We start from the raw sequence: 25,021 nt of genomic DNA, 5'->3' as shown, positions 1-25,021 counted from the left end.
GACTGAATAGGGACGGCTGTGGCGTGCACATTTAGTGGCGCGACAGCTAGCGATCGATCACGCCACGCGGGACGGTGCAGAGGCGCAACGCGTCTGGCCTGCCATCGGTAGCGCCGCAGGTGCGCCGCACGCGCGCGGCCCGGCATGCCGCCGGGCCGCGCCTGGGATTCCTCAGCCCAGTTCCGCTTCCAGGCTGATCGGCACCGCGCTCAGCGCCTTGGACACCGGGCAATTCTGCTTGGCGTCGTCGGCCACTTCGCGGAAGCGCGCGGCGTCGATGTTGGGCACCACGGCCTTGACCTTCAACCGGATCTGCGAGAGCTGGGGACCGCCTTCCATCGACAGGTCGACATCGGCGCGGGTGTCCAGCGCGGTCGGCGGGAAGCCGGCTTCGGTCAGCTTGGCCGACAGCGCCATGGTGAAACAGCCGGCGTGCGCGGCGGCGATCAGTTCTTCCGGATTGGTGCCCTTCTCGTCGCCGAAGCGGCTGTTGAACGCATAGCGGGTGTTCTCCAGCAGGCCGCTCTGCGGCGTGTTCAACCGGCCCTGGCCGGTCTTGAGATCGCCTTCCCAATGCGCGGTGGCGTGACGCGAAATGCCCATGCGAGGCTCCTGTCGGTGAGTGGAGCGCGGACCATAGGGGAGGCGGCGTTACGGGCTTGTGCTTCCGCGCGAAGGCGGCGGCGGCGGCGCGCGGCAGCGAAAATGCCGTGGCGCATCGCCGCGGATGTGCCGGCATCGGCGCCGTCCTCGGCAAAAAAGGCGTCGGTCGCGGCGAATATTCGCGTTTTTTGCTTCCGGCCTATTGGCGCGGCGTAGCACATGCCCTACATTTCGCCATGCCGACGGGGTCGGCGCGACCCAAACCACCAAATACGGAATCAGGACATCATGGCAAAGACCGCAAAAAAGGCTGCCCCGAAGAAGGCAGTGAAGAAGGTAGCGACCAAGGCTGCCGCCAAGCCGGCCGCTCCCAAGCCGATCAAGGACGTGCTGAGCAAGTCCGCGCTCGTCGCCCACATCGCCGAAACCAGCGGCGTGATCGCCAAGGACGTGCGCGCCGTGATGGCATCGCTGGAGCACGCCGTGGCCGGTTCGGTCAGCAAGAAGGGCGCCGGCTCGTTCACCCTGCCGGGCCTGCTGAAGATCACCGCCGTCAGCGTGCCGGCCAAGCCGAAGCGCAAGGGCATCAACCCGTTCACCAAGGAAGAGCAGTGGTTCGCCGCCAAGCCGGCCACCACCAAGCTCAAGGTGCGCCCGCTGAAGAAGCTCAAGGACGCCGCGCTCTGAGCAGCGTCGCCTGATCCAGGCAAGCACACCGACGAGACGGCCCCGGCCGTCTCGTTTTTTTTGTGTCTGCTGCGCACCTGGGTTGACGGCCCGCTAAGGCGACGGCCGCTATACCGGTGATTCCCTTCGACAGGATCACCTGCATGAAACTACAGGGCTTTCTCGACCAACTGCTGCAATCGGCGCAGGGCGCCGCCGGCCAGGCCATGGGCAAGACCGGCACCGGTGCTCCTGCCGCACCGGCGCACGCCGGCGCCGGCGGCCTGGGCGGTCTGCTCAACGCCGACTTCGGCAAGGGAGCCCTCAGCGGCGGCGCACTCGGCCTGCTGCTTGGCAAGCACCGCACCACCCGCAAGCTGGCGACCTACGGCGGCCTGGCCGCGCTGGGGCTGATGGCCTATCGCGCCTACGGCGACTACCGCCGCCAGCAACTCGGCGCCGCCGCACCCGAACCGCAGACGCTGGACCGGCTGCCGCCGCTGGAAGTCGAGCAGCACAGCCAGGCGGTGCTGCGCGCGCTGGTCGGCGCGGCCAAGGCCGATGGCCATCTAGACGAGCACGAGCGCCGCCTGATCGAAGGCGAGTTCGCCCGCCTCCACGGCAACGATGCCGACGTGCAGCAGTGGCTGCATGCGGAACTGGAAAAGCCGCTGGATCCGGCCGAGGTGGCGCGCGCGTCGACCAGTCCCGAGATGGCCGCGGAAATGTACCTGGCCAGCTTGCTCGCCGCCGACGAACAGGGCTTCATGGAGCGCAGCTACCTGGACGAGCTGGCGCGGCAGCTCGGCATCGACGACGCCCTGAAGCAGCGCCTGCAGCAACAGGCGGCTGCCCTGCACGCGGACTGAGCGCATGGCCGCGACGCCCACGCTTTCGCCAGCGCAGCGCCTGCGCCGCGACGTGCTGCGTGCGGCGTTGCTGGCTGCGCTGGCGCTCGCCGCCGCCTGGGCCTGGCGGCATCCGTGGGCGCAGCGCCTGCGCGTCGGCTGGGAGTTGGCGCGCGCGCCGGCGCCGACGGCCCTGCACATGCCGGTCGAAGGCGTGGATCCGCGGCGCGTGGCCGCCACCTTCGGCGCGCCGCGCGGACGCGACCGCCAGCACGCCGGCGTGGACATCTTCGCCAAGCGCGGCACCCCGGTGGTGGCTGCGACGCGCGGCATCGTCGTGGCCATCGCCGACCGAGGCCTCGGCGGCCGCCAGGTCTGGGTGCTCGGGCCGGCCCGGCAGCGGCACTACTACGCGCACCTGGAAACGTGGGCGCCCGGGCTGCAGGTCGGCGACCTGGTGCAGCCCGGCGACCCGCTCGGCGCGGTGGGCGACAGCGGCAACGCGCGCGGCACGCCGCCGCACCTGCACTACGGCGTCTACGCCGAAGGCGGCGCCTACGACCCGCTGCCGCTGCTGCGCGCGGCACGCTGAACGGACGCACTGGAACAGAGCGTCGCGAGCGACAGGCTCGTGGTGCCGCTCGCGCGCGCCTATCTTGGAGGCACACCCCGCGTGCGCCACTGCCATGACTGCCTCCAAACGCTACCGCGTCACCGTCACCCCGATCCAGGACGACGGCCTGCCCTGCCAGGGCCGCTGCACCATCGAACTGGAGGCGCGCTGTCGGCAGGACTGGATGCGCCTGCTCGAGGCGGCACAGCGCCAGCCCGGACTGCGCGGCGACGAGCGCGCCGCACTGATCGTCGGTACGCAGTTGCTGCGCGGCCTGGGCGAGCGCAGCGAGGGAGAGGCGCGTGAACTGCTGGCGCCGCTGCAGCCGGCGCTGGACGCGCTGCTGACACGGCTGGCGCTGCCGGCCGCCTGAGCGACGACTCCCGCGCCGCCGGTTCCGCTAATCGCGCATTCACCGGCCACCGTTATGGTGAATTCCTCTCGTTCGCCCAGGGCTTCCCGATGATCTTCCGCAAGTTCACCCTGCGCGCGGCGGCGCTGCTGGCGCTCGCCACCGCCACCCAGGCCCAGGCCGAGCCGACCATCCAGGGCCACCAGGTCAGCGTCGGTGCCGCCGACGTGCAGCATTACCTGGACAGCAGCTTCCCGCAGACGCACAAGGCGTTGGGCGGGCTGCTCAAGATGACCGTCCGCGACCCGAAGCTGAGCCTGCCGCCGGGCGATCGCCTGAAGATGCAGTTCGACCTGAGCATGGCCACCGGCGGCGGCACGCCGACGCCACTGGGCCAGGTCCTGCTGACCAGCGCCCTGCGCTACGACCAGCAGAGCCAGAGCTTCCACCTGCAGTCCCCGACCATCGATGATTTCCGCCCGGCTGCCAATGGCGGCAAGCTCGACGCCAATACGCGTGAGCTGCTCAATGCCTGGCTGGAGGACTACGCGCGCAAGGAGCCGATCTACAAGCTCGATCCGCGCCTGACCGCGATGCTGGGCGACGTGCAGATCCAGTCGGCCGGCGTGGAGAACGGTTCGCTGGTGGTGCGTTTCAACCAGGACATCGGCAAGCTGGTGCCGGCGGGCATGCTTCCCGCGCAGTAACCCACGCGACGTCCGGGATGCGGCGGCAGCCGCCACCAGCAGCGCACACAGAAACGGCGGCCTCGGCCGCCGTTTCTGTTCCCAGGTGCTCCCACATCCGCCACCATCGCGGCGGCGCAGGCGAATCGCCAGGCCTCAGCACAGCGCCTTGGCCACCGCCTGCGCGAACGCCGGGATGTCGTCCGGCTTGCGACTGGTGATCAGATTGCCGTCCACCACCACCTCCTGATCCTCCCAGCGCCCGCCGGCATTGGACAGGTCGGTCTTCAGCGACGGCCACGAGGTCACCTGGCGGTCGCGCACCAGCCCGCTCTCGGCCAGCAGCCACGGGCCATGGCAGATTGCCGCCACCGGCTTGCCGGCGCTGGCGAAGGACTGGATGAAGGCGATCGCGGTCGGCTCGGTGCGCAGGCTGTCCGGGTTGATGACGCCGCCCGGCAACACCAGCGCGTCGTAGTCGCCGGCCTGGGCCTGCTGCAGGCGCTTGTCCACCGGCACGCTGTCGCCCCAGTCCTTCTTGTTCCAGCCGCGAATGCTGCTGGCGTCGCCCGGCGCGATCACGTCGACCTGGGCGCCCCAGGATTCGAGCAGGCGCTTGGGTTCCTGCAGTTCCGACTGTTCGAAACCGTCGGTGGCCAGGACAGCCACCTGCTTGCCGGCAAGGGAAGGCATTGCGCTCACGGGACACTCCTCGAGTAGGGGGAGTCCCACCGTAGAAACGCGCCGGTGGCAGTGCCGTGAACCGCGCGTCGGCGCGGCGTGCACGGCTGGACGCGACCTCAGCGCTTGGGCTGCAGCATGGTGCCGGTGCAGTTCTTGGCGCCGCAGCGGCATTCCCAAATCTTCTTCAGCCGTGGCGTGTGCCGCTCGGCCAGGGTGATGCCGTAGTTGTAGGTGAGTTCTTCGCCGGGCTTGATGTCGCGCAACGCCTCGATCACCACCTTGTCCTTGCGGCGGTCATTGCCCTCGGCCTCGACGATCACCGCTTCGCAGTTCGGCGCACAGCTGTGGTTGATCCAGCGCGCGTCGTTGCCCTCGTAGTTGGCGTCGATCACGTAGTCGTCGCTGAGGGTGAACAGGAAGGTGTGCCCGGTCTCGACGTCGCCGGCCTCGTCGCGGTCGACTTCGGCGTGGCTGCGGCGACGGCCCTTGTATTCGATGACCCGCTCGCCTTTCTTGAGCGGCAGCACGGCGAACACGCCGTTGCCATGGATGCGGGACTTGCGGGCGGCGATCTTGCGGGGCATGCGGCGATCCGGACAGGAAAGCCTAGATTCTGGCGCACATCGCCCGCGATCCCAAGCCCGCGCCTCCCGGTCCGGCGACCGCGGCCGCCGCGATCCCCGAATCGCCGCGATCGAAAGAAAACATGAATGGCCCGGTTGGACGCTGCGGCGCAAAAGAGTACAATTTCGGTCCGCATTGAAAAACCACCGCGTCGCCATGCTCCGCGTCACCAAGCTCACCGATTACGCCACCGTCGTGCTGACCGTGCTCGCCGCGCGTCCGAACGAAGTGCTGAGCGCGACCGAACTGGCCGAACAGGCCGGGCTGGAGCCGCCCACGGTCAGCAAGCTGCTCAAGCCGTTGGCCCAGGCCGGCCTGGTCGAGGGCCTGCGCGGCGTGCGCGGCGGCTACCGGCTGGCACGCCCGGCCGACGCCATCACCCTGATCCAGATCGTCGAGGCGATGGAAGGCCCGCTGGCGATCACCGAATGCAGCCACCACGGCAGCCAGTGCAGCATCGCCCAGACCTGTGGCGTGCGTTCCAACTGGCGGCTGATCAACGACGTGGTCGCCGACGCGCTGCGCGGCGTGACCCTGGCGCAGATGCTCCATCCCCTCCCCCCCTCCGGCGATCCGAAACGGCGTTCCATTGCCGTGCGGTTCGCGACCACCTGACCTGTAGGCAGCCCCATGGCCACCGAAAACGCTGAAATCCTGGAACGGCTGGGACGTCGCTACGACGCCGGCTTCGTCACCGACATCGAATCCGATTCGTTCCTGCCCGGCCTGAACGAGGACGTCGTGCGCGCCCTGTCCGTGAAGAAGGACGAGCCGGAATGGATGACCGACTGGCGCCTGGCCGCCTACCGGCACTGGCTGAAGATGCCGATGCCGCACTGGGCCAAGCTGGACATCGCGCCGATCGACTTCCAGGCGCTGAGCTACTACTCCGCGCCCAAGGGCCCGAAGTACGCCTCGCTGGACGAGGTGCCCAAGGAGCTGCTGGACACCTACGACAAGCTGGGCGTGCCGCTGCACGAGCGCGCCAAGCTGGCCGGCGTGGCGGTGGACGCGGTGTTCGACTCCGTTTCGGTCGGCACCACCTTCCGCAAGGAACTGGCCGAGAAGGGCGTGATCTTCTGCTCGATGTCCGAAGCGATCAAGGAACACCCGGAGCTGGTCAGGCAGTACCTGGGCAGCGTGGTGCCGGTCGGCGACAACTTCTTCGCCGCGCTCAACTCGGCGGTGTTCTCCGACGGCAGCTTCGTGTTCATCCCCAAGGGCGTGCGCTGCCCGATGGAGCTGAGCACCTATTTCCGCATCAACGCCGGCCACACCGGCCAGTTCGAGCGCACCCTGATCGTGTGCGAGGACAAGGCCTACGTGTCCTACCTGGAAGGCTGCACCGCGCCGATGCGCGACGAGAACCAGCTGCACGCGGCGGTGGTCGAGCTGGTGGCGCTGGAAGACGCGGAGATCAAGTACTCCACCGTGCAGAACTGGTACCCGGGCGACGAGGAAGGCCGCGGCGGCATCTACAACTTCGTGACCAAGCGCGGCGAGTGCCGCGGCGCGCGCAGCAAGATCACCTGGACCCAGGTCGAGACCGGCTCGGCGATCACCTGGAAGTACCCGTCCTGCGTGCTGCTGGGCGACGACTCGGTGGGCGAGTTCCACTCGGTGGCGCTGACCCATCACCGTCAGCAGGCCGACACCGGCACCAAGATGATCCACGTCGGCAAGCGCACCAAGAGCAAGATCGTCAGCAAGGGCATCAGCGCCGGCCGCGGGCAGAACACCTACCGCGGGCTGGTCAAGGTGGAGCGTAGCGCCGAGGGCGCGCGCAACTACACCCAGTGTGACTCGCTGTTGATCGGCAAGCAGTGCGGCGCGCATACCTTCCCGTACATCGAGGTCAAGCATCCGACCGCGACCGTCGAGCACGAGGCCACCACCTCCAAGATCAGCGACGACCAGCTGTTCTACTGTCGCGCCCGCGGCATCGACCAGGAAAACGCGGTGTCGATGATCGTCGACGGCTTCTGCAAGCAGGTGTTCCGCGAACTGCCGATGGAGTTCGCAGTGGAAGCCAAGAAGCTGCTGGAAGTGTCGCTGGAAGGCTCGGTCGGCTGACGCCTTTCCTTCTCCCTCTGGGAGAAGGTGGCGCGAAGCGCCGGATGAGGGTACGTGCGCAGCCTCGCACACCCAAACCCGCGAGATGCTTCGCACCGCCCCCTCACCCCAACCCCTCTCCCGGTGGGAGAGGGGCTACATCAAAGAATTCTGACGGACCATCCCATGCTCACCATAGAAAACCTCCACGCCTCCGTCGCCGGCAAGGACATCCTCAAGGGCCTGTCGCTGCAGGTGAAGCCCGGCGAAGTGCACGCCATCATGGGCCCCAACGGCGCCGGCAAGTCCACCCTGGGCAACGTGCTGGCCGGCCGCGACGGCTACGAAGTGACCGCCGGCAGCGTGCGCTTCGACGATGCCGACCTGCTCGAACTGGAACCGGAGGAGCGCGCCGCTGCCGGCCTGTTCCTGGCCTTCCAGTACCCGGTGGAAATCCCCGGCGTGAACAACACCTACTTCCTGCGCGCCGCGCTCAACGCGCAGCGCAAGGCGCGTGGCGAGGCCGAGCTGGATTCGATGCAGTTCCTCAAGCTGGTCCGGCAGAAGCTGGCGGTGCTGCACCTGAAGGACGAACTGCTGCACCGCGGCGTCAACGAGGGCTTCTCCGGCGGCGAGAAGAAGCGCAACGAGATCTTCCAGCTGGCGGTGCTGGAGCCGAAGCTGGCGATTCTCGACGAGACCGACAGCGGCCTGGACATCGACGCGCTCAAGACCGTGGCCGAAGGCGTCAACGCGCTGCGCTCGCCGGAGCGCGCGTTCGTGGTGATCACCCACTACCAGCGCCTGCTCGACTACATCAAGCCGGACGTGGTGCATGTGCTGGCCGACGGCCGCATCGTGCAGACCGGCGGCCCCGAGCTGGCGCTGGAGCTGGAAGCGCACGGCTATGCCTGGCTGAAGGAGCGCGTGGCGCCCGAGGCGGCAGTGCAATGAGCGCCCTGCTCGACTCGCTGGCCGCCGCGTTCCACGGCGATGCCGCACGCCGCGCGCCGCTGGAGCAGGCGCTGCGCGACGGCCTGCCCGGCACGCGCAGCGAAGCCTGGAAATACACCTCGCTGCGCGCACTGGAACGGCGCAGCTTCGCGCCTGCACCGCAGACCGCGCCGGCGGTGGACGCGGCCTTGCTCGACGGTATCCCGGCGCCGCGCCTGGTGTTCGTCAACGGCCGCGCCAGCGATGCGCTGTCGGATCTGAGCGGCCTGCCGACCGGGGTGGAGCTGCAGCGGCTGTCGACCATCCTGCGCAGCGGCGACGCTGCCATGCGCTTCCTCGGCCGCCGCTTCGAACGCAGCGACGAGGTGTTCGCCCAGCTCAACGCCGCCCTCGCCGACGAAGGCTGCGTGCTGCGGGTGGACGCCGGCGTGCGCGTGGAGCAGCCGCTGCACCTGGTGTTCGTCTCCACCGCCGCCGAGGCCGACCTGGCCTGGCACCACCGCCACCTGATCGAACTGCGCCAGGACGCGACGCTGGCGCTGGTCGAGCATCATCTGCATGCCGGCGATGCCGCGCACCTGAGCAACAGCCTGGCGCACGTGCATCTGGCCGCCGGCGCGCAACTGAGCCACGCCCGCGTCCAGGACGAGGCGGCCGGCGTCACCGCGCTGCTGCGTACCGATGCGGTGCTGGCGCGCGACGCGCAGTACCGGCGTGTGGACCTCGAACTGGGCGGCGCGCTGGCCCGGCACGAACTCAACGTGCGCCTGGAGGGCGACAACGCCCGACTGGTCGCCAACGGCGTGCTGCTCGGCAACGGCCGGCGCCAGCTCGACACCCGCCTGGGCATCGAGCACATCGCCCGCGACACCGCCTGCGAGCTGCTGTGGCGCGGTGTCGCCACCGGGCGCAGCCGCGTCGCCTTCCATGGCGGCATCCGCATCCGCCACGGCGCCGACGGCACCGACGCGGCGCTGTCGAACAAGAACCTGCTGCTCTCCGCCGACGCCGAGATCGATACCCAGCCGGTGCTGGTGATCGATGCCGACGAGGTCAAGGCCGCGCACGGCGCCACCGTTGGCCAGCTCGATGCCAATGCGCTGTTCTACCTGCGCTCGCGCGGCCTGCCGCAGGAACGCGCGCAGCAACTGCTGACCGCCGCGTTCTGCCGCGAACCGCTGCGCGCATTGGAGCCGGCGCTGAGCGAAGGCCTGCTGGCGCGGCTGGAGCGGGCGCTGAGCGACGCGGGCGTGGCATGAACGGGCCCGCCGCGCACAGCGCCGCGCCGCAGGCGCCGGACTGGGATGCGGTCCGCCGCGACTTCCCGCTGCTGATGCGGGAAGTGCACGGCAAGCCGCTGGTGTACTTCGACAACGCCAACACCGGGCAGAAGCCGCTGCAGGTGATCGCGGCGACCGACGCGTTCTATCGCCGCCACAACGCCAACGTCAGCCGCGCGGTGCACGCGCTCGGCAGCGAGGCCACCGAGGCCTACGAAGGCGCACGGACCCGGCTGGCGCGCTTCCTCAACGTGCGCGCCGACGAACTGGTGCTGTGCAGCGGCGCCACCTTCGCGCTGAACCTGGTGGCGTACTCGTGGGCACTGCCGCGGCTGCGCGCCGGCGACACCATCCTGGTGTCGCGCATGGAACACCACGCCAACATCGTGCCCTGGCAACTGGTCGCGCAGCGCACCGGCGCCACGGTCAAGGTCGCCGAGATCACCGCCGACGGCGCGCTGGACCTGGACGCACTGCGCGCGGCGATGACCGCCGACGTCAAGCTGCTAGCCCTGGCGCACGTCTCCAACGTGCTGGGCACGGTCAACCCGGTGCGCGAGATCTGCCGCGAGGCGCGCAAGCGCGGCATCGTCAGCGTCATCGACGGCTCGCAGGCCGCGCCGCACCGGCCGCTGGACGTGGCCGCGATCGGCTGCGACTTCTACGCCATCACCGGCCACAAGATGTGCGGCCCGACCGGCACCGGCGCGTTGTGGGCGCGGCGCGAGCACCTGCAGGCGATGCCGCCGTTCCTGGGCGGCGGCGAGATGATCAAGGAAGTCAGCTTCGACGGCACCGTGTTCAACGACCCGCCGCACAAGTTCGAGGCCGGCACCCCCAACATCGCCGGTTTCGTCGGCCTCGGCGCGGCGGTGGACTATCTGCAGGGGATCGGACTGCAGCACGTGGAAGCGCGCGAGAGCGAACTGCTCGCGCACCTCACCGAGGAACTGCAGCGGATCGACGGCCTGCGCCTGTTCGGCACCGCGCCGGGCAAGGCCGCGGTGGTCTCGTTCCTGATCGAGGGCGCCCACGCCCACGACCTGGCCACCCTGCTCGACCTGGAAGGCGTGGCCGTGCGCTCCGGCCAGCACTGCGCGCACCCGCTGCTGCAGTTCTACGGCGTCGCCGCCACCTGCCGCGCCTCGCTGGCGTTCTACAACACGCATGCCGAGATCGAGCGTTTCGTGGTGGCGCTGCGGAAGGTGCGGGCGCTGTTGGGGTGATTGAAGCTGAGAATCGGGAGCAGGGAATCGGGAATCGGCAAAGCACTCCACGCACGGACTGTGCCTAGCGGGCAAGAGGTGTCCTCGCCTCCTTGAGAGCGCGCATTCCGATTCCCGATTCACCATTCCCCATTCCCGGCGGCACGCCCTAGAATCGGCCCATGCACACCCTCACCTTCCGCACCGCCACCGTCGACGATCTCGACGCCATCGCCGCGCTGGTCACCTCGGCCTATCGTGGCGACAGCAGCCGCGTCGGCTGGACCACCGAAGCCGACCTGCTCGACGGCAACCGCATCGACCGCGAGGTGCTGCGCACCGACATCCTGCGTCCGCGCAGCGTGGTGTTGCTGGCCGAGCGCGATGGCGAATTGATCGCCTGCGCGCATGTCGCCGACGAGGACGGCGCCGGCTATTTCGGCATGTTCTCGGTGCAGCCGCAGGCGCAGGGCAGCGGCCTGGGCAAGACCGTGCTGGCCGAGGCCGAGCGCATCGCCTGGCAGGAATGGCGATTGCCGCTGATGCGGATGACGGTGATCGACCTGCGCGAGGAACTCATCGCCTTCTACGAGCGCCGCGGCTATCGTCGCACCGGCATCAAGAAGCCGTTTCCGTACGGCGACGCGCGCTTCGGCCTGCCAAAGCGCGAAGACCTGCGTTTCGAGGTGCTGGAAAAGCCGCTGGGCGGTGCCGCATGAGCGAGACCTGGACCTTCGTCTGCGCCGACGGCGAACTGCTGCCGGGCGAAATGAAGACGGTGTGGGACGAGGTGACCGACACGCCGATCGTGGTGTTCAACTTCGACGGCCAGTTCTATGCGCTGGAAGACCGCTGCAGCCACGAGGACTACGAGCTGTCCCCCGGCACCTTCGACCCTGCTGCCGGCAGCATCGAGTGCGTGCTGCACGGCGCCCGCTTCGACGTGCGCGACGGTCGCGCCCTGTGCGCGCCGGCCTACGGCCCGGTGCCGAAGTTTCCGGTGAAGTCCGAACACGGCGGGCTGTGGACCCGCGACGACCGCGGTTGAGGCCACGCGTTTTCGTCGCGAACCGGCGCTGACCGCCTTCGCCATCTCTGCAGCGCCGCTCACGGCGATCGCCACATCAAGCTCCCCTACCTGCAGCAAGCGCAACGCTTGCTGGCACGTTGTGCGTGCGCGCAGTCAAGGCGGCAACCGGGATGGAAAGGCCATCTCGATCGATCCGATTCAAGATCCCGATCCCTCGGCCGCTAAGGGGAGACGATGTAGACGAATATGCAACTTCGTCACGATTACGTGAAATATCCATTGCATTTCGTATCGGCTATTACGCGACCACCCCTGGTACTCCCATCCCCCTTGCTAGGACCAGAGCATGACCGCTCTTCTGCACCGCTTTAACGTCTCCAGACGCCTCTCCATCGCGTTCGGCCTGCTCATCCTGCTGTCCTGCGGGCTGGTGGTCGGCGGCCTGGTCACCCTGTCGCAGGCGCGCAGCCAGTTGGACACCGTCGCCCGCCGCACCGTGTCCAGCATCGTCTATAGCAACGAAATGCTCGATGCCAGCTCGGACATCGGCATCCAGTTGCGCAACATCGTGCTGCCGACCACGCAGGAAGAGAACATCGCCTTCGCCAAGATCATGGTGACGGAACTGCGCCGTTATCGCGAATACTGCACCAAGCTGTTCGCCATCCCCGCCACCAGCGCGCGCGATCGCGCCTTGCGCGAGCAGATGAACCGGACCTACGCGCAGGCGAGCGAGGTCAACCAGCAAGTGCTGGAACTGGGCCTGACCTACAAGTCCGACGAGGCGATGAAGGTGCTGCTGCAGCAGGCCGCGCCGGCGACTCAACGTTGGCGCGAGGCGATCGGCGCCTACGCCGGATGGCAGCGCCACAACGGCGAACAGGCCTATGCCGACGCGACCGCGGTGATGGCGCGCGGCCGCTTCCTGCTGATCGCCGGCGGCCTGGCCGTGGTGTTGGTCAGCAGCCTGCTGGCCTGGCTGATCACCCGCAGCCTGACCGTGCCGCTGGCCCGCGCCACCCGCGCCGCCGAAGCCATCGCCGACGGCCGCCTGGACAACGACGTGGCCACCGACGCGCGCGACGAGCCCGGCCGCCTTTTGGTCGCGATGGGCCGCATGCAGACCCAGTTGCAGCGCTTCTCCCGCGAAACCGCCTTGATGATTGAGCTGCATGCCGACAAGGACATCAGCCACCGCATGCCGCAGGACTTCCCCGGCGTGTACGGCGAACTGAGCAAGGGCATCAACACCATGATGTTCGAGCACCTGGACGCCATCGTCGAGGCGGTCGAGATCCTCAACGAATACGCCAACGGCGATCTGCGCCGCGATGCGCGCCGGCTGCCCGGCAGCCGTGCGGTGCTGCACGAGTCGATGGATGCGGCCAAGGCCAGCCTGCTGGCGATCAATACCGAGATCAAGCGCCTGGCCGCCGCAGCGGCGGCCGGCGACTTCAGCGCCCGCGGCGATGCCGCGCGCTTCCAGCACGACTTCCGCCTGATGGTGCAGGACCTCAACGCGATGATGGAGGTCAGCGACGTCAATCTGGGCAAGCTGTCGGCGTTGCTGCAGTCCATCGCTGCGGGCGACCTCACCACCCGCATGCATGGCGACTTCCACGGCGTGTTCGCACGGATGCGCGAGGACGCCAACGCCACCACCGACCAGTTGACCGGCATCGTCGCGCGCATCCAGACCGCGGCCAGCAGCATCAGCGCCGCCGCCAGCGAGATCGCCAGCGGAAACGACGACCTGTCGCGCCGCACCGAGCAGCAGGCCGCCAGCCTGGAGGAAACCGCGGCCTCGATGGAAGAGTTGACCTCGACCGTGCGCCAGAACGCCGAACACGCCCGCCAGGCCAACCAGTTGGCGGTCGGTGCCGCCTCGGTGGCCTCGCAGGGCGGCATGGTGGTGGGCCAGGTGGTCGAAACCATGAGCGGCATCGAGGCCTCGTCGAAGAAGATCGCCGACATCATCTCGGTGATCGACGGCATCGCCTTCCAGACCAACATCCTGGCACTCAACGCCGCGGTCGAAGCCGCCCGCGCCGGCGACCAGGGCCGCGGCTTCGCGGTCGTCGCCACCGAAGTCAGGACCCTGGCGCAGCGCTCGGCCAACGCCGCCAAGGAGATCAAGACGCTGATCGACGAGTCGGTCGGCCGCGTTGCCGAGGGATCTGCCCTGGTCGACCAGGCCGGCAAGACCATGCAGGAGATCGTGGGCTCGGTGCAGCGGGTGACCGACATCATGGGCGAGATCTCGGCGGCGTCGCAAGAACAGTCGGCGGGCATCGAGCAGGTCAACCAGACCGTCACCCAGATGGACGAGGCCACCCAGCAGAATGCGGCACTGGTGGAGGAAGCCACGGCGGCGGCGCGCTCGATGGAAGACCAGGCCGGCCAACTCACCCAGGCGGTGGCGCTGTTCAAGATCGACACCCGCAGTACCGCGATGCGCAGCGCAACAGCGCCACGCACGCGTGCGGCCGAGATGCTCGACCCCGCGGCCTGAGTCGCCTCGGCACGGCGGGTGATGCGCCTTCCCGGCGCGTCACCCGCCGCGCGCTGGCGCCCACACCTGGCGGCGCCGGAGCCGGCTGCGGCACACTGTGCGCCCCCCCTTGCGAGCGCGCCCATGAAGATCGTCGAAGTCCGTCACCCGCTGGTACAGCACAAGATCGGCCTGTTGCGCGACGCGGCGCTGAGCACCAAGGGCTTCCGCGAACTGGTCACCGAGCTGGGCACCCTGCTCGGCTACGAGGCCACCGCCGACCTGGAGACCGAGACCCACACCATGGAGGGTTGGGCCGGCCCGACCCAGGTGCAGCGCATCGCCGGCGCCAAGATCACCCTGGTGCCGATCCTGCGCGCGGGACTGGGCATGCTGCCGGGCGTGCTGGCGCTGATTCCCGCCGCGCGGGTCAGCGTGGTCGGCCTGCAGCGCGACGAGGAGACGCTGCAGCCGGTGCCCTATTTCGAACGTCTCACCGGACGACTGGAGGAGCGCGACGCGCTGATCCTGGATCCGATGCTGGCCACCGGCGGCACCCTCATCGCCACCGTGGACATGCTCAAGCGCGCCGGCGCGCGGCGGATCAAGGGCATCTTCCTGGTCGCCGCGCCGGAAGGCCTGCAGGCCCTGGAAGCGGCGCACCCGGACGTGGAGGTGTACACCGCCGCCATCGACGACCATCTCAACGAGAAGGGCTACATCCTGCCAGGCCTGGGCGACGCCGGCGACCGCATCTTCGGCACCCGTCTGGGCTAGGGCGTGTCATCAATCCCCGAGCATGCCGCGCCGCGGTTGCGCATGCCTGTGGCAAGGAAGAACGAGGAAGTGGATGTGCGTCCACGCCCGAGCGATAACGCGGCCATGGGCGCGCGCAATCGCGGCCCTTCGGGTTGGGCCTGGCAGGCGCGCTGCCGGCGCCGCGCGGCTTGACCTGACGGCCAACGCCGGCAGCGCGCCTGCCAGACCCAACGCGGCATACTCGGGAATCGGTGACACGCCCTGAGCGGCGCCATCCGCGCCGTCCAGCATCAGCGCTGCAGCACCTGCAGCGCGGCGCTCACGTACACCAGCGGCGCATTCCAGTTGATCGCCACTTCGTTGGTGGCGTAGCTGCATTCCTTGTCCAGGTACGACAGCGCCGGCAGCGACGACGTGTAGGCGTGCTTGCACGCGTCGGCGTCCTGCTGCCCCGGCTGCGGACCGCCCACCAGCCATCCCGGCACCGGCGTGGCGACGCCGTCGGCGATGGAGATGCGATGGTGGATGTGCATCGGCGAGCGCGCGCCGATGCCGGTGACGAAGGACATGCCCAGCGGGTTGCGGCCGAGCACGTAGTCCAGCTGCGACTGCGCGGCCTGCAGGTATTCGGGCTTGTGCTGCAACTGGTAGGCCTGCAGCAGCATCATCGCCTGGTTCATCGCGGTGGCGTTGCTGCCCCAGTGGAAATCGGCGTCGCGCATGGTCACGCGCCAGGCCGAGCCCTGCCACACCTGCACCAGGTGATCGGCCAGGCCCTCGATCTCGTCGGCGATGCGCGCCTGGTCGGCACGCGGGGTCAGCCGCGCGCGGTGCTGCGCCAGCGACATCCACGCCAGCCCGCCGACCTGGCGCCAGTCGGGCACGCTGGCCGGCACCTTGCGCGCCATCGCCGCCTCGTAGAAGGCGTCGTCGGCGGTGGCCAGATACAACTCGGTCGCGGCCCAGGCGAACTCGTCGTCGAACTCGGTGTCGTCGTAGGCGCCGGTGTGCACGTCATCCGGCTGACGGTAGGCCACGTCCGGATGCGCCTGCGCCCACGCCCAGGCGCGCCGCGAGGCCTCCAGCATGCGCGTGGAGATGCCGCCGAACTGCGCATCGTACGGCGCGTAGATGCGGCTGGCCTGGGCCATCACCGCGGCGAAGTCGAGCGTGGCGGCGGTGCTCTTCTGCACCACGTAGCGCGGTGCGCGCGCCTGGTCCGGCATCTGCATGCCGGCGAAGTCCAGGTTGGTGAGCTTGTGGTACACGCCGCCGTCGTGCGGGTCCTGCATCGCCAGCAGCCACTGCAGGTTCCAGTCGACCTCGCGCAGGATGTCCGGCACGTCGCCGCCGCTGTCGGGAATGCCTTCCGGGTGCGTGCTGAAGTAGGTGGGGAACTGTTCGTAGGCGGCCAGCAGGGTATAGACGGTGATGCCGGAGCTGACCACGTACTTGTTGTAGTCGCCGGCGTCGTACCAGCCCTTGGGCGCGGCGATCACGGTACCGGCCGGGCGCTCCGGCGAGGCCGCCGAGGCATGCACCAGCACGTGGTCGTCGGGATGGCCGGCAGCGCGCGCGTGGCGGCCGGCGTAGGTGCCGTCCAGCGCGGTGCTGGCACGGTTGTAGTAGTAGGCCTTGAGCGCGGCGCGCGACAGCGCGTTGTAGGCGTCTTCGCCGATGGCGAAGCTGTCCGAGGGCGGCAGGCCGTCGACCTGCAGGCGGTAGCGGCCCGGCGTGCGCAACGCGGAGAAATCGGCGATGCGCACGGTCTGCTGCGCCGGCGGCCACGCCGCGGCGGCGCCGAGGGTGCCGCGCAGCACCACCTCGTCGCTGTCGGCGCGCACAATTGAGAACGCGTCGCCATGCCCATCCGGCACCACCGCCAGCTTGCTCGCGGCAGGCAGGAAACCGACCTGGTTCAGGCGGATCGGCGACGGCACGGTGGTGTCGGCATGCGAGGTGCAGCCGCCCAGCAACAGGCAGGCGAGGAACAGGCAGGACAGGGCATGGGGCAGCTTCATGCGCCGATACTGGCCGGCCATGATGACGGCTGCAAGCACCACGTTGCGGACGCGCTGGCAGCGGTTCAAGACGCGGCGTTGGACGGCCGCATGCTGCGTTTCTGACAGCGCCGTCAGTGAGGCGTCAGCGTGGGGTCGCCATGCGGCGCCTACGGTGATGGCCTGTCCCCGCTGCCGGCGCCGCTCCGTGACCGCCCTGCCCCCACCGCCCGTTTCCCGCCGCCTGGTGCCGCTCGTGCCGCTGCTGAGTGTGCTGCTGCTCGGCGGCTGCATGGCCGGCCCGGACTACGTGCGCCCGGCGCCGCCGGCCGCCGCGCAGCAGCCGTTCGAAGAGGCCGACGGCCGCTGGACGCCCGCCGCACCGGCCGCCGCCGACCCGGCGGTGGCGTGGTGGACCCGCTATGGCGATCCGCAGCTGGATGTCCTGGTCGAACAGGCCGACCGCGCCAACCAGACCCTGCGCCAGGCCGAGGCGCGCTATCGGCAGGCGCAGGCGCTGGTCGGCAGCGCGCGGGCGGCCGAGGCGCCGACGCTGGGCGTGCAGGCCGCGGCCACGCGCGAGCGCAGCGTCACCCCCAAGCCGGGGCTGCGCGACGCCGATACGCTGGGGTTCAGCGCCAGTTGGGAGCCTGACTTCTGGGGCAAGGTCCGGCGCAGCGTCGAACAGGCCGGCGACAACGCCCAGGCCAGCGCCGCCGATCTGGCGCAGGCGCGGCTGTCGCTGCAGGCCGCGGTGGTCGCCGATTACCTGCAGTTGCGCTTCGACGACCAGACCCTGGCGCTGTACCAGCGCACCCTCGCCGGCTACCGCGACGCGCTGCGGCTGACCCAGGCGCGGGTGCGCGCCGGCGTTGCCAGCGACGCCGATGTGGCCGCGGCCGAGGCCACCCTGCACAGCACCGAAGCCGCATCGACCGATCTGGCGCTGTCGCGCCGGCAACTGGACCACGCGCTGGCGGTGCTGCTCGGCCGAACCCCTTCCGAGTTCTCGCTGGCGGCCAGCGACGCACCGCTGCCGGCGCTGCCGCCAACGCCGGAGGCCCTGCCCTCGGTGCTGCTGCAGCGGCGCCCGGACATCGCCGGCGCCGAACGGCGCATGGCCGCGGCCAACGCCGGCATCGGCATGGCCGTGGCGGCCTGGTTCCCGAACCTGTCGCTGAGCGCCAGCGGTGGCTACGACGGTGCCGGGCTGGCCTCGCTGCTGAGCGTGCCGAACCGGGTCTGGGCGGTGGGCGCAGCGCTGGCCGGCACGCTGTTCGACGGCGGCGCCCGCCGCGCGCAGCGCGCGCAGGCGCAAGCCACCTTCGACGCGACCGCGGCGACCTATCGGCAGACCGTATTGAGCGCGTTCCAGGGCGTGGAGGACCAGCTCGCCGCCACGCGCGAACTGGCGCGCGAGGAGCAGCAACAGCGGCGCGCCGCCGACGCCGCGCAGCAGGCCGAGCGCGTGCTGATGGACCAATACCGGGCCGGCACCGCGCTGTACAGCGCCGTCATCACCGCGCAGGCCAACGCGCTGGACGCGCAACGCAGCTTGCTGCAGGTGCAATCGCGCCAGTTCGGCGCCCAGGTCGCGCTGCTGGTCGCGCTGGGCGGCGACTGGGACAGCGCCCGTCTCCCCGCCGTGCGCGGCGCCTCGCCGGGCGCCACGCCGGCTCCTGTCCTCCCGGAGTAACCCATGTCCACCGCCGCGCCCACCCGCCCCGCCGATCCGCCACCGCGCCATGCCATGCCACGGCGGCGCTGGCCATTCGTCGCCGCCGCAGTGCTGGTCGCGCTGCTGCTGGCGGTGTGGTTGCGCCCGCGCCACGCACCGACCAAGGCCACGCCGCCGGTGCCGGTGACCAGCGCGCCGGTGCTGCGCAAGGACGTGCCGATCCGCCAGACCGGGATCGGCACGGTGCTGCCGATCGCCTCGGTGACCGTGCACTCGCGCATCGACGGGCAACTGATCGCCGTGGGCTTCAGCGAAGGCCAGGACGTCAAGGCCGGGCAGGTGCTGGCGCGACTGGATCCGCGCATCGACCAGGCGCAACTGGCCGCGGCCACCGCGCAACTGGCCAAGGACAAGGCGCAGTTGGGCAATGCGCAGGCCGACCTGCAGCGCTACCAGCAACTGCTGCAGGACAACGCCACCACCCGCCAGACCCTGGACACGCAGAAGGCCCTGGTCACGCAACTGCGCGCCACCCTGCAGAGCGATGCGGCGGCGATCGACAACGCGCGGGTGCAACTGGACTTCACCACCATCCGCGCGCCGATCGACGGCCGCGCCGGCGCGCGCCTGGTGGATCCGGGCAACATCGTCCACGCCAGCGATGCCGGCGGCCTGGTGGTGCTGAACCAGATCGACCCGATCGCCGTGCAGTTCACTCTGCCCGAAAGCGCCTTCCAGCAGATCAACCGCGCACTGCAGGCCGCGCCGGCCAGCGTGGGCGTGGACGCGGTCGAGCACGGCAGCGGACAGGTGCTGGCGCACGGGACGCTGGCCCTGCTCAACAACCAGATCGACACCAGCACCGGCACCATCGCGATGAAGGCGCACTTCCCCAATTCCGGGCACACGCTGTGGCCGGGACAGACGGTGGATGCGCGCATCACCCTGGGCATGCGCAGCGGCGCGCTGGTGGTGCGGAGCGCGGCCGTGCAGCGCAGCCAGGACGGCGAGTTCGTGTACGTGGTCGGCAGCGACGGCAGCGTGCGCGACCAGCCGGTGCAGGTGCTGGACGAGGCCGATGGCGAGACCGTGATCGGCCAGGGCCTGCAGGCCGGCCAGCGCGTGGTGGTGGATGGGCAGTACCGGCTGCATCCGGGGGCGAAGGTGGTGGAGGCCAAGCCGGCCAGGCACGCCAAACCGGCCGCGGCGGGAGCGCACGCGTGAGCGTCTCGGCGGCCTTCATCAAACGCCCGATCGGCACCTCGCTGCTGGCCATGGCGCTGCTGTTGCTGGGCCTGGTGGCCTGGCCGCTGCTGCCGGTGGCGCCGTTGCCGCAGGTCGATTTCCCCACCATCCAGGTCTCGGCCAGCCTGCCCGGCGCCAGCCCGCAGACCATGGCCTCGAACGTGGCGCAGCCACTGGAGCGGCAGCTGTCGCTGATCCCGGGCCTGAGCCAGATGACCTCGACCAGCGCGCTCGGCTCGACCCAGGTGACGCTGCAGTTCGACCTGGACCGCAACATCGACGCTGCCGCGCTCGATGTGCAGACCGCGATCAACGCCGCGTCCGGGCAGTTGCCGAGCGCGCTGCCGAGCGCACCGAGCTTCCGCAAGATCAATCCGGCCGAATCGGCGTCGCTGATCCTGGCGGTGCAATCGCGGGTGTTGCCGCTGACCCAGGTCAACGACTACGCCGACAACGTGCTGGCGCAGCAGATCTCGCGCATCTCCTGGGTCGGCCTGGTCAACCTGTACGGTGCGCAGAAGCCGGCGGTGCGCGTGCAGGTGGATCCGGCCAAGCTGGCGGCGCTTGGCCTGAGCCTGGAGGACATCCGCTCGGTGATCGCCACCACCACGGTGAACGCGGCCACCGGCTCGATCGATGGCGCGCGCCAGGCCTTCACTGTCTCCACCAACGATCAACTGCTGCAGAGCCAGGCCTGGAACGACGCGGTGCTGGCCTGGCGCAACGGCGCGCCGATCCGCGTGCGCGACGTCGGCACCGCGGTGGGCGGGCCGGAGAACGCCAAGATCGCCGCGTGGGGCTTCGCCGGCGCCGCGGCGCCGGCCGGCAGCGGCATCGTCGACGGCCGCGCGATCATGATCGCCATCACCAAGCAGCCCGGCGCCAACGTCATCGACACGGTGGACCAGGTCAAGGCTGCGCTGCCCAGGCTGATGGCGTCGATCCCGCCCAGCGTCAGCGTCAAGATCCTCGCCGACCGCACGCAGAACATCCGCGCCTCGGTCAGGGACGTGGAGTTCACCCTGCTGCTGTCGATCGTGCTGGTGGTGGCGGTGATCTTCGTGTTCCTGCGCAGCGCGGTGGTCACCCTGATCCCGAGCCTGACCGTGCCGCTGGCGATCCTCGGCACCGCCGCGCTGATGTACGTGCTCGGCTACAGCCTGGACAACCTGTCGCTGATGGGCCTGACCATCGCGGTCGGCTTCGTGGTGGACGACGCCATCGTGATGCTGGAGAACATCTACCGGCACATCGAGGACGGCATGGCGCCGTTGCAGGCGGCGCTGCAGGGTGCGGCCGAGATCGGCTTCACCCTGGTCTCGATCTCGGTGTCGCTGGTGGCGGTATTCATCCCGCTGCTGCTGATGGGCGGCATCGTCGGCCGGCTGTTCCGCGAGTTCGCGGTGACGGTGAGCCTGACCATCCTGGTGTCGCTGCTGGTGTCGCTGACCCTGACCCCGATGCTGTGCGCGCGCCTGCTCAAGCCGCACGCCGAGCAGGCGCAGGGACGCCTGGCGCGCGCGTTCGAGCGCGGCTTCGACGCGATGCTGGCGGCCTATCGGCGCGGCCTGGAGACGGTGCTGCGGCATCCGCGGCTGACCCTGGCCAGCTTCCTGCTGACCGTGGCCACCAGCGTGGCGCTGTTCGTGGTGATGCCCAAGGGCTTCTTCCCGCAGCAGGACACCGGCTTCATCTCCGGCACCGCCGATTCGGCGCAGGATTCGTCCTCGGCGGCGATGCGCACGCGCATGCTGCAACTGGCCGACATCATCGGCCGCGATCCGGACGTGCTGTCCTTCGGCATGCAGACCGGCGCCAGCACCTTCAACTCCGGCACCTTCTCGATCGCGCTCAAGCCCAAGGACGCGGGCCGCACCGCCAGCGCCGACCAGGTGATCGCGCGGCTGCGCAAGCGCCTGGCGCATGTGCAGGGCGTCACCCTGTTCATGCAGGCCGGACAGGACATCAACGTCGGTGGCCGCCTGGCCCGCACCCAGTACCAGTACACCCTTACCGACGCCAACCTCGACGAACTCAACACCTGGGCGCCGCAGCTGCTGAAGGCGTTCCGGGCGCTGCCGCAACTGACCGACGTCGCCTCGGACCAGCAGAACGCCGCGCCGATCGCCAGCCTGACCATCGACCGCCAGCGCGCGGCCAGCTTCGGCATCACCCCGCAGCAGATCGACGCGACCATCAACGACGCCATCGGCCAGCGCCAGGTCGCGCAGTACTTCACCCAGCTCAACAGCTACCACGTGGTGCTGGAAGTGACGCCGGCGCTGCAGGGCGATCCGTCGCTGTTCCAGCGGCTGTACCTGACCTCGCCGCTGACCGGCAAGCAGGTGCCGCTGTCCACCTTCGCCACGCTCGACACCAGCAAGACCGGCTACCTGTCGGTGAGCCACCAGGGCCAGTTCCCGGCGGTGACCATCTCCTTCAACCTGGCGCCGGGCGCGGCGCTGGGCGATGCGGTGGACGCGATCCAGCAGACCCAGGCGCAACTGCGGGTGCCGGCCACGCTCAGCGGCAGCTTCCAGGGCACGGCGCAGGCGTTCAGCGCCTCGCTGCGCACCCAGCCGTACCTGATCATGGCGGCGCTGATCGCGGTCTATATCGTGCTCGGCCTGCTCTACGAGAGCTACATCCACCCGCTGACCATCCTCTCCACCCTGCCCTCGGCCGGCGTCGGCGCGCTGCTGATCCTGATGGCCGGCGGCTACGACTTGAGCGTGATCGCGATGATCGGCATCATCCTGCTGATCGGCATCGTCAAGAAGAACGGGATCATGATGGTGGACTTCGCCCTGCATGCCGAACGCGAACGCGGGCTGTCCTCGCGCGATGCGATCTTCGAGGCCTGCCTGATGCGCTTCCGGCCGATCATGATGACCACCCTGTGTGCGCTGCTCGGCGGCCTGCCGCTGATGCTCGGCCACGGCGCCGGCTCGGAACTGCGCCGACCGCTGGGCTATGCGATGGTCGGCGGACTGCTGCTGTCGCAACTGCTGACCCTGTTCAGTACGCCGATCGTGTACCTGTACCTGGACCGCCTGCACGGCTGGTACATGCAGCGGCGCCATGCACGTCGCGCACGCACTGCCGCGCCGGAGGCGCTGCAGCCATGAAGGTGCTGATCGTCGAGGACGAGCGCAAGACCGCCGACTACCTGCAGCAGGGACTGAGCGAACAGGGCTGCACGGTCGACGTGGCCTACGACGGCATCGACGGCCAGCACCTGGCCCTGCACTACGACTTCGACGTGATCGTGCTCGACGCGATGCTGCCGGGCCTGGACGGCTTCGCCATCCTGCGCTCGCTGCGTTCGGTGAAGAGCACGCCGGTGATCATGCTCACCGCGCGCGACAGCGTCGAGGACCGGGTCAAGGGCCTGCGCGAGGGCGCCGACGACTACCTGATCAAGCCGTTCTCCTTCATCGAACTGCTGGCGCGGCTACAGGTGCTGGCGCGGCGCGGGCGCGCCCAGGAAAGCACGCTGCTGCGCGTGGGCGAGCTGCAGATCGACATGATCAGCCGCAAGGCCATGCGCGGCCGGCAGCGGCTGGACCTGACCGCCAAGGAATTCGCGCTGCTGGCGACGCTGGCCCGGCACCAGGGCGAGATCCTGTCCAAGACCGCGATCGCCGAGATGGTCTGGGACATGAACTTCGACAGCAACACCAACGTGGTGGAAGTGGCGATCAAGCGCCTGCGCGCCAAGATCGACGTGCCGTTCGACGCCCCGCTGCTGCACACCGTGCGCGGCATGGGCTACGTGCTGGAAGAACGCGAGGACGCGAGCGGGTGAGCGCGCCGGCGCGGCCCTCGATCGCGCTGCGCCTGGCCGGCCTGTTCGCGGCCACCGCGCTGCTCGGCTTCGCCCTGATCGGGCTGGTGCTGCACCAGGTGCTGGAGCACGAACTGCGCCGCCACCAGCGCGAGGAACTGCGCTCGCGCATGGACGCGGTGCAGTACATGCTGGTCAACAGCCGCTCGCAGGAACTGGCCGCACATGCGCGCACGCGCCTGGCCAGCGTCTCCAGCGCGCCGGACCTGCGCTTCTGGCTGTGGAGCGAGGATCCGGCGTTCCGCTACGGGCGCGGCGCCGAGGCGATGGCGGCGGCCACGCGCGGCCGCAGCGGCCTGGTGCGCATCGGCGATCCGCAGGCGCTGGGCATTGCCGACGCGCAGCCGCTATCGTGGCAGGCCATCGGCCAGGCGCTGCCGGCCACGCCGGTGCGCCCGCCGGTGCAACTGATCGCGGCGATGGACAGCACACCGTTCGCGCTCACCCGGCGCCGCTTCGACATCGCCCTGGCGCTGGTCACGCTGGCCGGCACTGCGCTGGTCGGCGCGCTGGGCTACTGGACCGCCAAGCTCGGCCTGCGCCCGGTGCAACAGCTGTCGGCCGATGCGCAGCGCATCGGCCCGCACGACCGGCGGCGCCTGGACTTGCCGCGGCTGCCGCGCGAACTGGAAGACCTGGGCGCCTCGTTGAACGCGGCCTTCGACCGGCTCGATGCCGCCTATGCGCAGCAGGAAAGCTTCAATGCCGACGTCGCCCACGAACTGCGCACGCCGCTGGCCAGCCTGATCGGCCAGACCCAGGTGGCGCTGACCCGCCACCGCGACGCGCAACAGTTGCGCCAGGTACTGCAGTCGAACCTGGAGGAACTGGAACGGCTGCGCGCGATCGTCGCCGACATGCTGTTCCTGGCCCGCGCCGAGCAGGGCCAGCGAGCGCGCCAGTGCGAGGACGCCTCGCTGGCCGAGGAAGTCGGCAAGACCGTCGAGTTCTTCGAGGTGCTGCTGGACGAGGCCGGCCTGCAGGTGGAGGTGCGCGGCGACGTGGTGGTGCCGGTCGAGAAGTCGCTGCTGCGGCGCGCGCTGTCCAACCTGCTGCACAACGCGATCCAGCATTCGACGCATTCGGCCGGCGCCGCGCCGATCGTGGTGGAGATCGCACAGCGCGGCGGCGAGGCACTGATCGCCTTCTCCAATCCCAGCGTGGCGCTGGCGCCGGAACATCTGCAGCGCCTGTTCGATCGCTTCTACCGCGGCGACGCCGCCCGCGCCAACAGCCGCGAGAGCCACGGCCTGGGATTGGCGATCGTCAAGGCGGTGGCGAGCATGCACGGCGGGCGCGTGTTCGCGCAGCACCGCGACGGCATCACCACGATCGGGTTTTCGGTAGCGCTGGACGGCGCCGCTACCGGCGTGCCGGCGCAGGCCGCGCTGCGCTGGTAAACCG

General features: G+C 69.7%; 23 protein-coding genes. 19 read left to right on the top strand and 4 right to left on the bottom strand.

Annotated features, from left to right (window positions below; genetic code table 11):
• Positions 1 to 171: 171 nt before the first annotated feature.
• Entirely contained in the window at positions 172 to 603 is a 432-nt protein-coding gene (locus tag SLW52_RS05265; RefSeq protein WP_017910837.1) for an OsmC family protein, read from the bottom strand.
• A 288-nt stretch (positions 604 to 891) separates the two neighbouring features.
• Between SLW52_RS05265 and SLW52_RS05260 the strand changes: the two genes are divergently transcribed.
• From SLW52_RS05260 to SLW52_RS05240, 5 genes are all read left to right on the top strand, one after another.
• Positions 892 to 1,290 (top strand): HU family DNA-binding protein, encoded by a 399-nt coding sequence (locus SLW52_RS05260; RefSeq protein ID WP_026143706.1) that lies wholly within the window; start codon positions 892 to 894, stop codon positions 1,288 to 1,290.
• A 143-nt stretch (positions 1,291 to 1,433) separates the two neighbouring features.
• Positions 1,434 to 2,138, top strand: a complete 705-nt coding sequence (locus SLW52_RS05255; RefSeq protein ID WP_320739224.1) for a tellurite resistance TerB family protein — start codon at positions 1,434 to 1,436, stop codon at positions 2,136 to 2,138.
• Between the two features lie 4 nt (positions 2,139 to 2,142).
• On the top strand, positions 2,143 to 2,709 hold the full coding sequence (locus SLW52_RS05250) for a M23 family metallopeptidase (RefSeq protein ID WP_320739225.1): 567 nt from the start codon (positions 2,143 to 2,145) through the stop codon (positions 2,707 to 2,709).
• 94 nt (positions 2,710 to 2,803) lie between these two features.
• Positions 2,804 to 3,103, top strand: a complete 300-nt coding sequence (locus tag SLW52_RS05245) for a DUF3861 family protein (protein ID WP_320739227.1) — start codon at positions 2,804 to 2,806, stop codon at positions 3,101 to 3,103.
• A gap of 89 nt (positions 3,104 to 3,192) precedes the next feature.
• A complete protein-coding gene (locus tag SLW52_RS05240; protein ID WP_017913835.1) occupies positions 3,193 to 3,789 on the top strand; it encodes a DUF1439 domain-containing protein in 597 nt (198 codons plus the stop codon).
• 135 nt (positions 3,790 to 3,924) lie between these two features.
• Here the strand turns inward: SLW52_RS05240 and SLW52_RS05235 are convergent, their stop codons facing one another.
• Both SLW52_RS05235 and SLW52_RS05230 read right to left on the bottom strand, forming a co-directional pair.
• Positions 3,925 to 4,461, bottom strand: a complete 537-nt coding sequence (locus SLW52_RS05235) for a type 1 glutamine amidotransferase domain-containing protein (RefSeq protein WP_267094153.1) — start codon at positions 4,459 to 4,461, stop codon at positions 3,925 to 3,927.
• Between the two features lie 107 nt (positions 4,462 to 4,568).
• Positions 4,569 to 5,036 (bottom strand): SET domain-containing protein-lysine N-methyltransferase, encoded by a 468-nt coding sequence (locus SLW52_RS05230; protein WP_320739229.1) that lies wholly within the window; start codon positions 5,034 to 5,036, stop codon positions 4,569 to 4,571.
• Positions 5,037 to 5,232: 196 nt separating this feature from the next.
• Here SLW52_RS05230 and SLW52_RS05225 point away from each other — a divergent pair, with 196 nt between their 5' ends.
• The 9 genes from SLW52_RS05225 (at position 5,233) to upp (ending at position 14,865) form a co-directional block, all read left to right on the top strand.
• The gene (locus SLW52_RS05225; RefSeq protein WP_017909662.1) at positions 5,233 to 5,691 is read left to right on the top strand and encodes an SUF system Fe-S cluster assembly regulator; all 459 of its coding nucleotides are present in this window, start codon (positions 5,233 to 5,235) and stop codon (positions 5,689 to 5,691) included.
• A 15-nt stretch (positions 5,692 to 5,706) separates the two neighbouring features.
• Entirely contained in the window at positions 5,707 to 7,149 is a 1,443-nt protein-coding gene (sufB, locus tag SLW52_RS05220; RefSeq protein WP_017909661.1) for a Fe-S cluster assembly protein SufB, read from the top strand.
• A 165-nt stretch (positions 7,150 to 7,314) separates the two neighbouring features.
• Complete coding sequence (sufC, locus tag SLW52_RS05215; protein WP_152239152.1) at positions 7,315 to 8,082, top strand: Fe-S cluster assembly ATPase SufC; 768 nt, start codon at positions 7,315 to 7,317, stop codon at positions 8,080 to 8,082.
• Positions 8,079 to 9,341, top strand: coding sequence for a Fe-S cluster assembly protein SufD (sufD, locus tag SLW52_RS05210; RefSeq protein ID WP_320739231.1), 1,263 nt, complete (start codon positions 8,079 to 8,081; stop codon positions 9,339 to 9,341). Before sufC ends, sufD begins: the two co-directional genes overlap by 4 nt.
• Positions 9,338 to 10,588: a cysteine desulfurase gene (locus tag SLW52_RS05205; RefSeq protein WP_320739233.1), complete on the top strand. Its 1,251-nt coding sequence runs from the start codon at positions 9,338 to 9,340 to the stop codon at positions 10,586 to 10,588. The genes sufD and SLW52_RS05205 overlap by 4 nt, the downstream gene beginning before the upstream one ends.
• A 161-nt stretch (positions 10,589 to 10,749) precedes the next feature.
• The gene (locus tag SLW52_RS05200) at positions 10,750 to 11,286 is read left to right on the top strand and encodes a GNAT family N-acetyltransferase (protein ID WP_267103156.1); all 537 of its coding nucleotides are present in this window, start codon (positions 10,750 to 10,752) and stop codon (positions 11,284 to 11,286) included.
• Positions 11,283 to 11,615: a non-heme iron oxygenase ferredoxin subunit gene (locus tag SLW52_RS05195; RefSeq protein ID WP_017915885.1), complete on the top strand. Its 333-nt coding sequence runs from the start codon at positions 11,283 to 11,285 to the stop codon at positions 11,613 to 11,615. Before SLW52_RS05200 ends, SLW52_RS05195 begins: the two co-directional genes overlap by 4 nt.
• Before the next feature lie 328 nt (positions 11,616 to 11,943).
• Positions 11,944 to 14,109: a methyl-accepting chemotaxis protein gene (locus tag SLW52_RS05190; protein WP_320739236.1), complete on the top strand. Its 2,166-nt coding sequence runs from the start codon at positions 11,944 to 11,946 to the stop codon at positions 14,107 to 14,109.
• 123 nt (positions 14,110 to 14,232) lie between these two features.
• Complete coding sequence (gene upp / locus SLW52_RS05185; protein WP_017910423.1) at positions 14,233 to 14,865, top strand: uracil phosphoribosyltransferase; 633 nt, start codon at positions 14,233 to 14,235, stop codon at positions 14,863 to 14,865.
• A 272-nt stretch (positions 14,866 to 15,137) separates the two neighbouring features.
• On the opposite strand, the gene SLW52_RS05180 is transcribed toward upp, so the two are convergent.
• Positions 15,138 to 16,868, bottom strand: a complete 1,731-nt coding sequence (locus SLW52_RS05180) for a glycoside hydrolase family 9 protein (RefSeq protein WP_267099537.1) — start codon at positions 16,866 to 16,868, stop codon at positions 15,138 to 15,140.
• Between the two features lie 187 nt (positions 16,869 to 17,055).
• On the opposite strand from SLW52_RS05180, the gene SLW52_RS05175 reads away from it, so the two are divergent.
• From SLW52_RS05175 to SLW52_RS05155, 5 genes are read left to right on the top strand one after another with little or no spacing between them, the layout of a single operon-like run.
• Entirely contained in the window at positions 17,056 to 18,543 is a 1,488-nt protein-coding gene (locus SLW52_RS05175) for an efflux transporter outer membrane subunit (RefSeq protein ID WP_320739238.1), read from the top strand.
• Between the two features lie 3 nt (positions 18,544 to 18,546).
• A complete protein-coding gene (locus tag SLW52_RS05170; RefSeq protein ID WP_320739239.1) occupies positions 18,547 to 19,749 on the top strand; it encodes an efflux RND transporter periplasmic adaptor subunit in 1,203 nt (400 codons plus the stop codon).
• On the top strand, positions 19,746 to 22,898 hold the full coding sequence (locus SLW52_RS05165) for an efflux RND transporter permease subunit (protein WP_320739240.1): 3,153 nt from the start codon (positions 19,746 to 19,748) through the stop codon (positions 22,896 to 22,898). The genes SLW52_RS05170 and SLW52_RS05165 overlap by 4 nt, the downstream gene beginning before the upstream one ends.
• Positions 22,895 to 23,578, top strand: a complete 684-nt coding sequence (locus tag SLW52_RS05160) for a heavy metal response regulator transcription factor (RefSeq protein WP_152243549.1) — start codon at positions 22,895 to 22,897, stop codon at positions 23,576 to 23,578. Before SLW52_RS05165 ends, SLW52_RS05160 begins: the two co-directional genes overlap by 4 nt.
• Complete coding sequence (locus SLW52_RS05155; protein ID WP_320739241.1) at positions 23,575 to 25,017, top strand: heavy metal sensor histidine kinase; 1,443 nt, start codon at positions 23,575 to 23,577, stop codon at positions 25,015 to 25,017. The genes SLW52_RS05160 and SLW52_RS05155 overlap by 4 nt, the downstream gene beginning before the upstream one ends.
• Positions 25,018 to 25,021 lie beyond the last annotated feature (4 nt).

It is taken from the genome of Xanthomonas sp. LF02-5 (assembly GCF_034105325.1).
Taxonomy (GTDB): domain Bacteria; phylum Pseudomonadota; class Gammaproteobacteria; order Xanthomonadales; family Xanthomonadaceae; genus Xanthomonas_A; species Xanthomonas_A sontii.
Note: the sequence above shows the minus strand (reverse complement) of the source record. Positions and strands in the feature narration are given on the sequence as shown.

Bases quoted from the DNA above. Each gene is read 5' to 3' on its own strand.
- SLW52_RS05265 (WP_017910837.1), bottom strand. From the start codon at position 603: ATGGGCATTTCGCGTCACGCCACCGCGCATTGGGAAGGCGATCTCAAG.
- SLW52_RS05260 (WP_026143706.1), top strand. From the start codon at position 892: ATGGCAAAGACCGCAAAAAAGGCTGCCCCGAAGAAGGCAGTGAAGAAG.
- SLW52_RS05255 (WP_320739224.1), top strand. From the start codon at position 1,434: ATGAAACTACAGGGCTTTCTCGACCAACTGCTGCAATCGGCGCAGGGC.
- SLW52_RS05250 (WP_320739225.1), top strand. From the start codon at position 2,143: ATGGCCGCGACGCCCACGCTTTCGCCAGCGCAGCGCCTGCGCCGCGAC.
- SLW52_RS05245 (WP_320739227.1), top strand. From the start codon at position 2,804: ATGACTGCCTCCAAACGCTACCGCGTCACCGTCACCCCGATCCAGGAC.
- SLW52_RS05240 (WP_017913835.1), top strand. From the start codon at position 3,193: ATGATCTTCCGCAAGTTCACCCTGCGCGCGGCGGCGCTGCTGGCGCTC.
- SLW52_RS05235 (WP_267094153.1), bottom strand. From the start codon at position 4,461: ATGCCTTCCCTTGCCGGCAAGCAGGTGGCTGTCCTGGCCACCGACGGT.
- SLW52_RS05230 (WP_320739229.1), bottom strand. From the start codon at position 5,036: ATGCCCCGCAAGATCGCCGCCCGCAAGTCCCGCATCCATGGCAACGGC.
- SLW52_RS05225 (WP_017909662.1), top strand. From the start codon at position 5,233: ATGCTCCGCGTCACCAAGCTCACCGATTACGCCACCGTCGTGCTGACC.
- sufB (WP_017909661.1), top strand. From the start codon at position 5,707: ATGGCCACCGAAAACGCTGAAATCCTGGAACGGCTGGGACGTCGCTAC.
- sufC (WP_152239152.1), top strand. From the start codon at position 7,315: ATGCTCACCATAGAAAACCTCCACGCCTCCGTCGCCGGCAAGGACATC.
- sufD (WP_320739231.1), top strand. From the start codon at position 8,079: ATGAGCGCCCTGCTCGACTCGCTGGCCGCCGCGTTCCACGGCGATGCC.
- SLW52_RS05205 (WP_320739233.1), top strand. From the start codon at position 9,338: ATGAACGGGCCCGCCGCGCACAGCGCCGCGCCGCAGGCGCCGGACTGG.
- SLW52_RS05200 (WP_267103156.1), top strand. From the start codon at position 10,750: ATGCACACCCTCACCTTCCGCACCGCCACCGTCGACGATCTCGACGCC.
- SLW52_RS05195 (WP_017915885.1), top strand. From the start codon at position 11,283: ATGAGCGAGACCTGGACCTTCGTCTGCGCCGACGGCGAACTGCTGCCG.
- SLW52_RS05190 (WP_320739236.1), top strand. From the start codon at position 11,944: ATGACCGCTCTTCTGCACCGCTTTAACGTCTCCAGACGCCTCTCCATC.
- upp (WP_017910423.1), top strand. From the start codon at position 14,233: ATGAAGATCGTCGAAGTCCGTCACCCGCTGGTACAGCACAAGATCGGC.
- SLW52_RS05180 (WP_267099537.1), bottom strand. From the start codon at position 16,868: ATGAAGCTGCCCCATGCCCTGTCCTGCCTGTTCCTCGCCTGCCTGTTG.
- SLW52_RS05170 (WP_320739239.1), top strand. From the start codon at position 18,547: ATGTCCACCGCCGCGCCCACCCGCCCCGCCGATCCGCCACCGCGCCAT.
- SLW52_RS05160 (WP_152243549.1), top strand. From the start codon at position 22,895: ATGAAGGTGCTGATCGTCGAGGACGAGCGCAAGACCGCCGACTACCTG.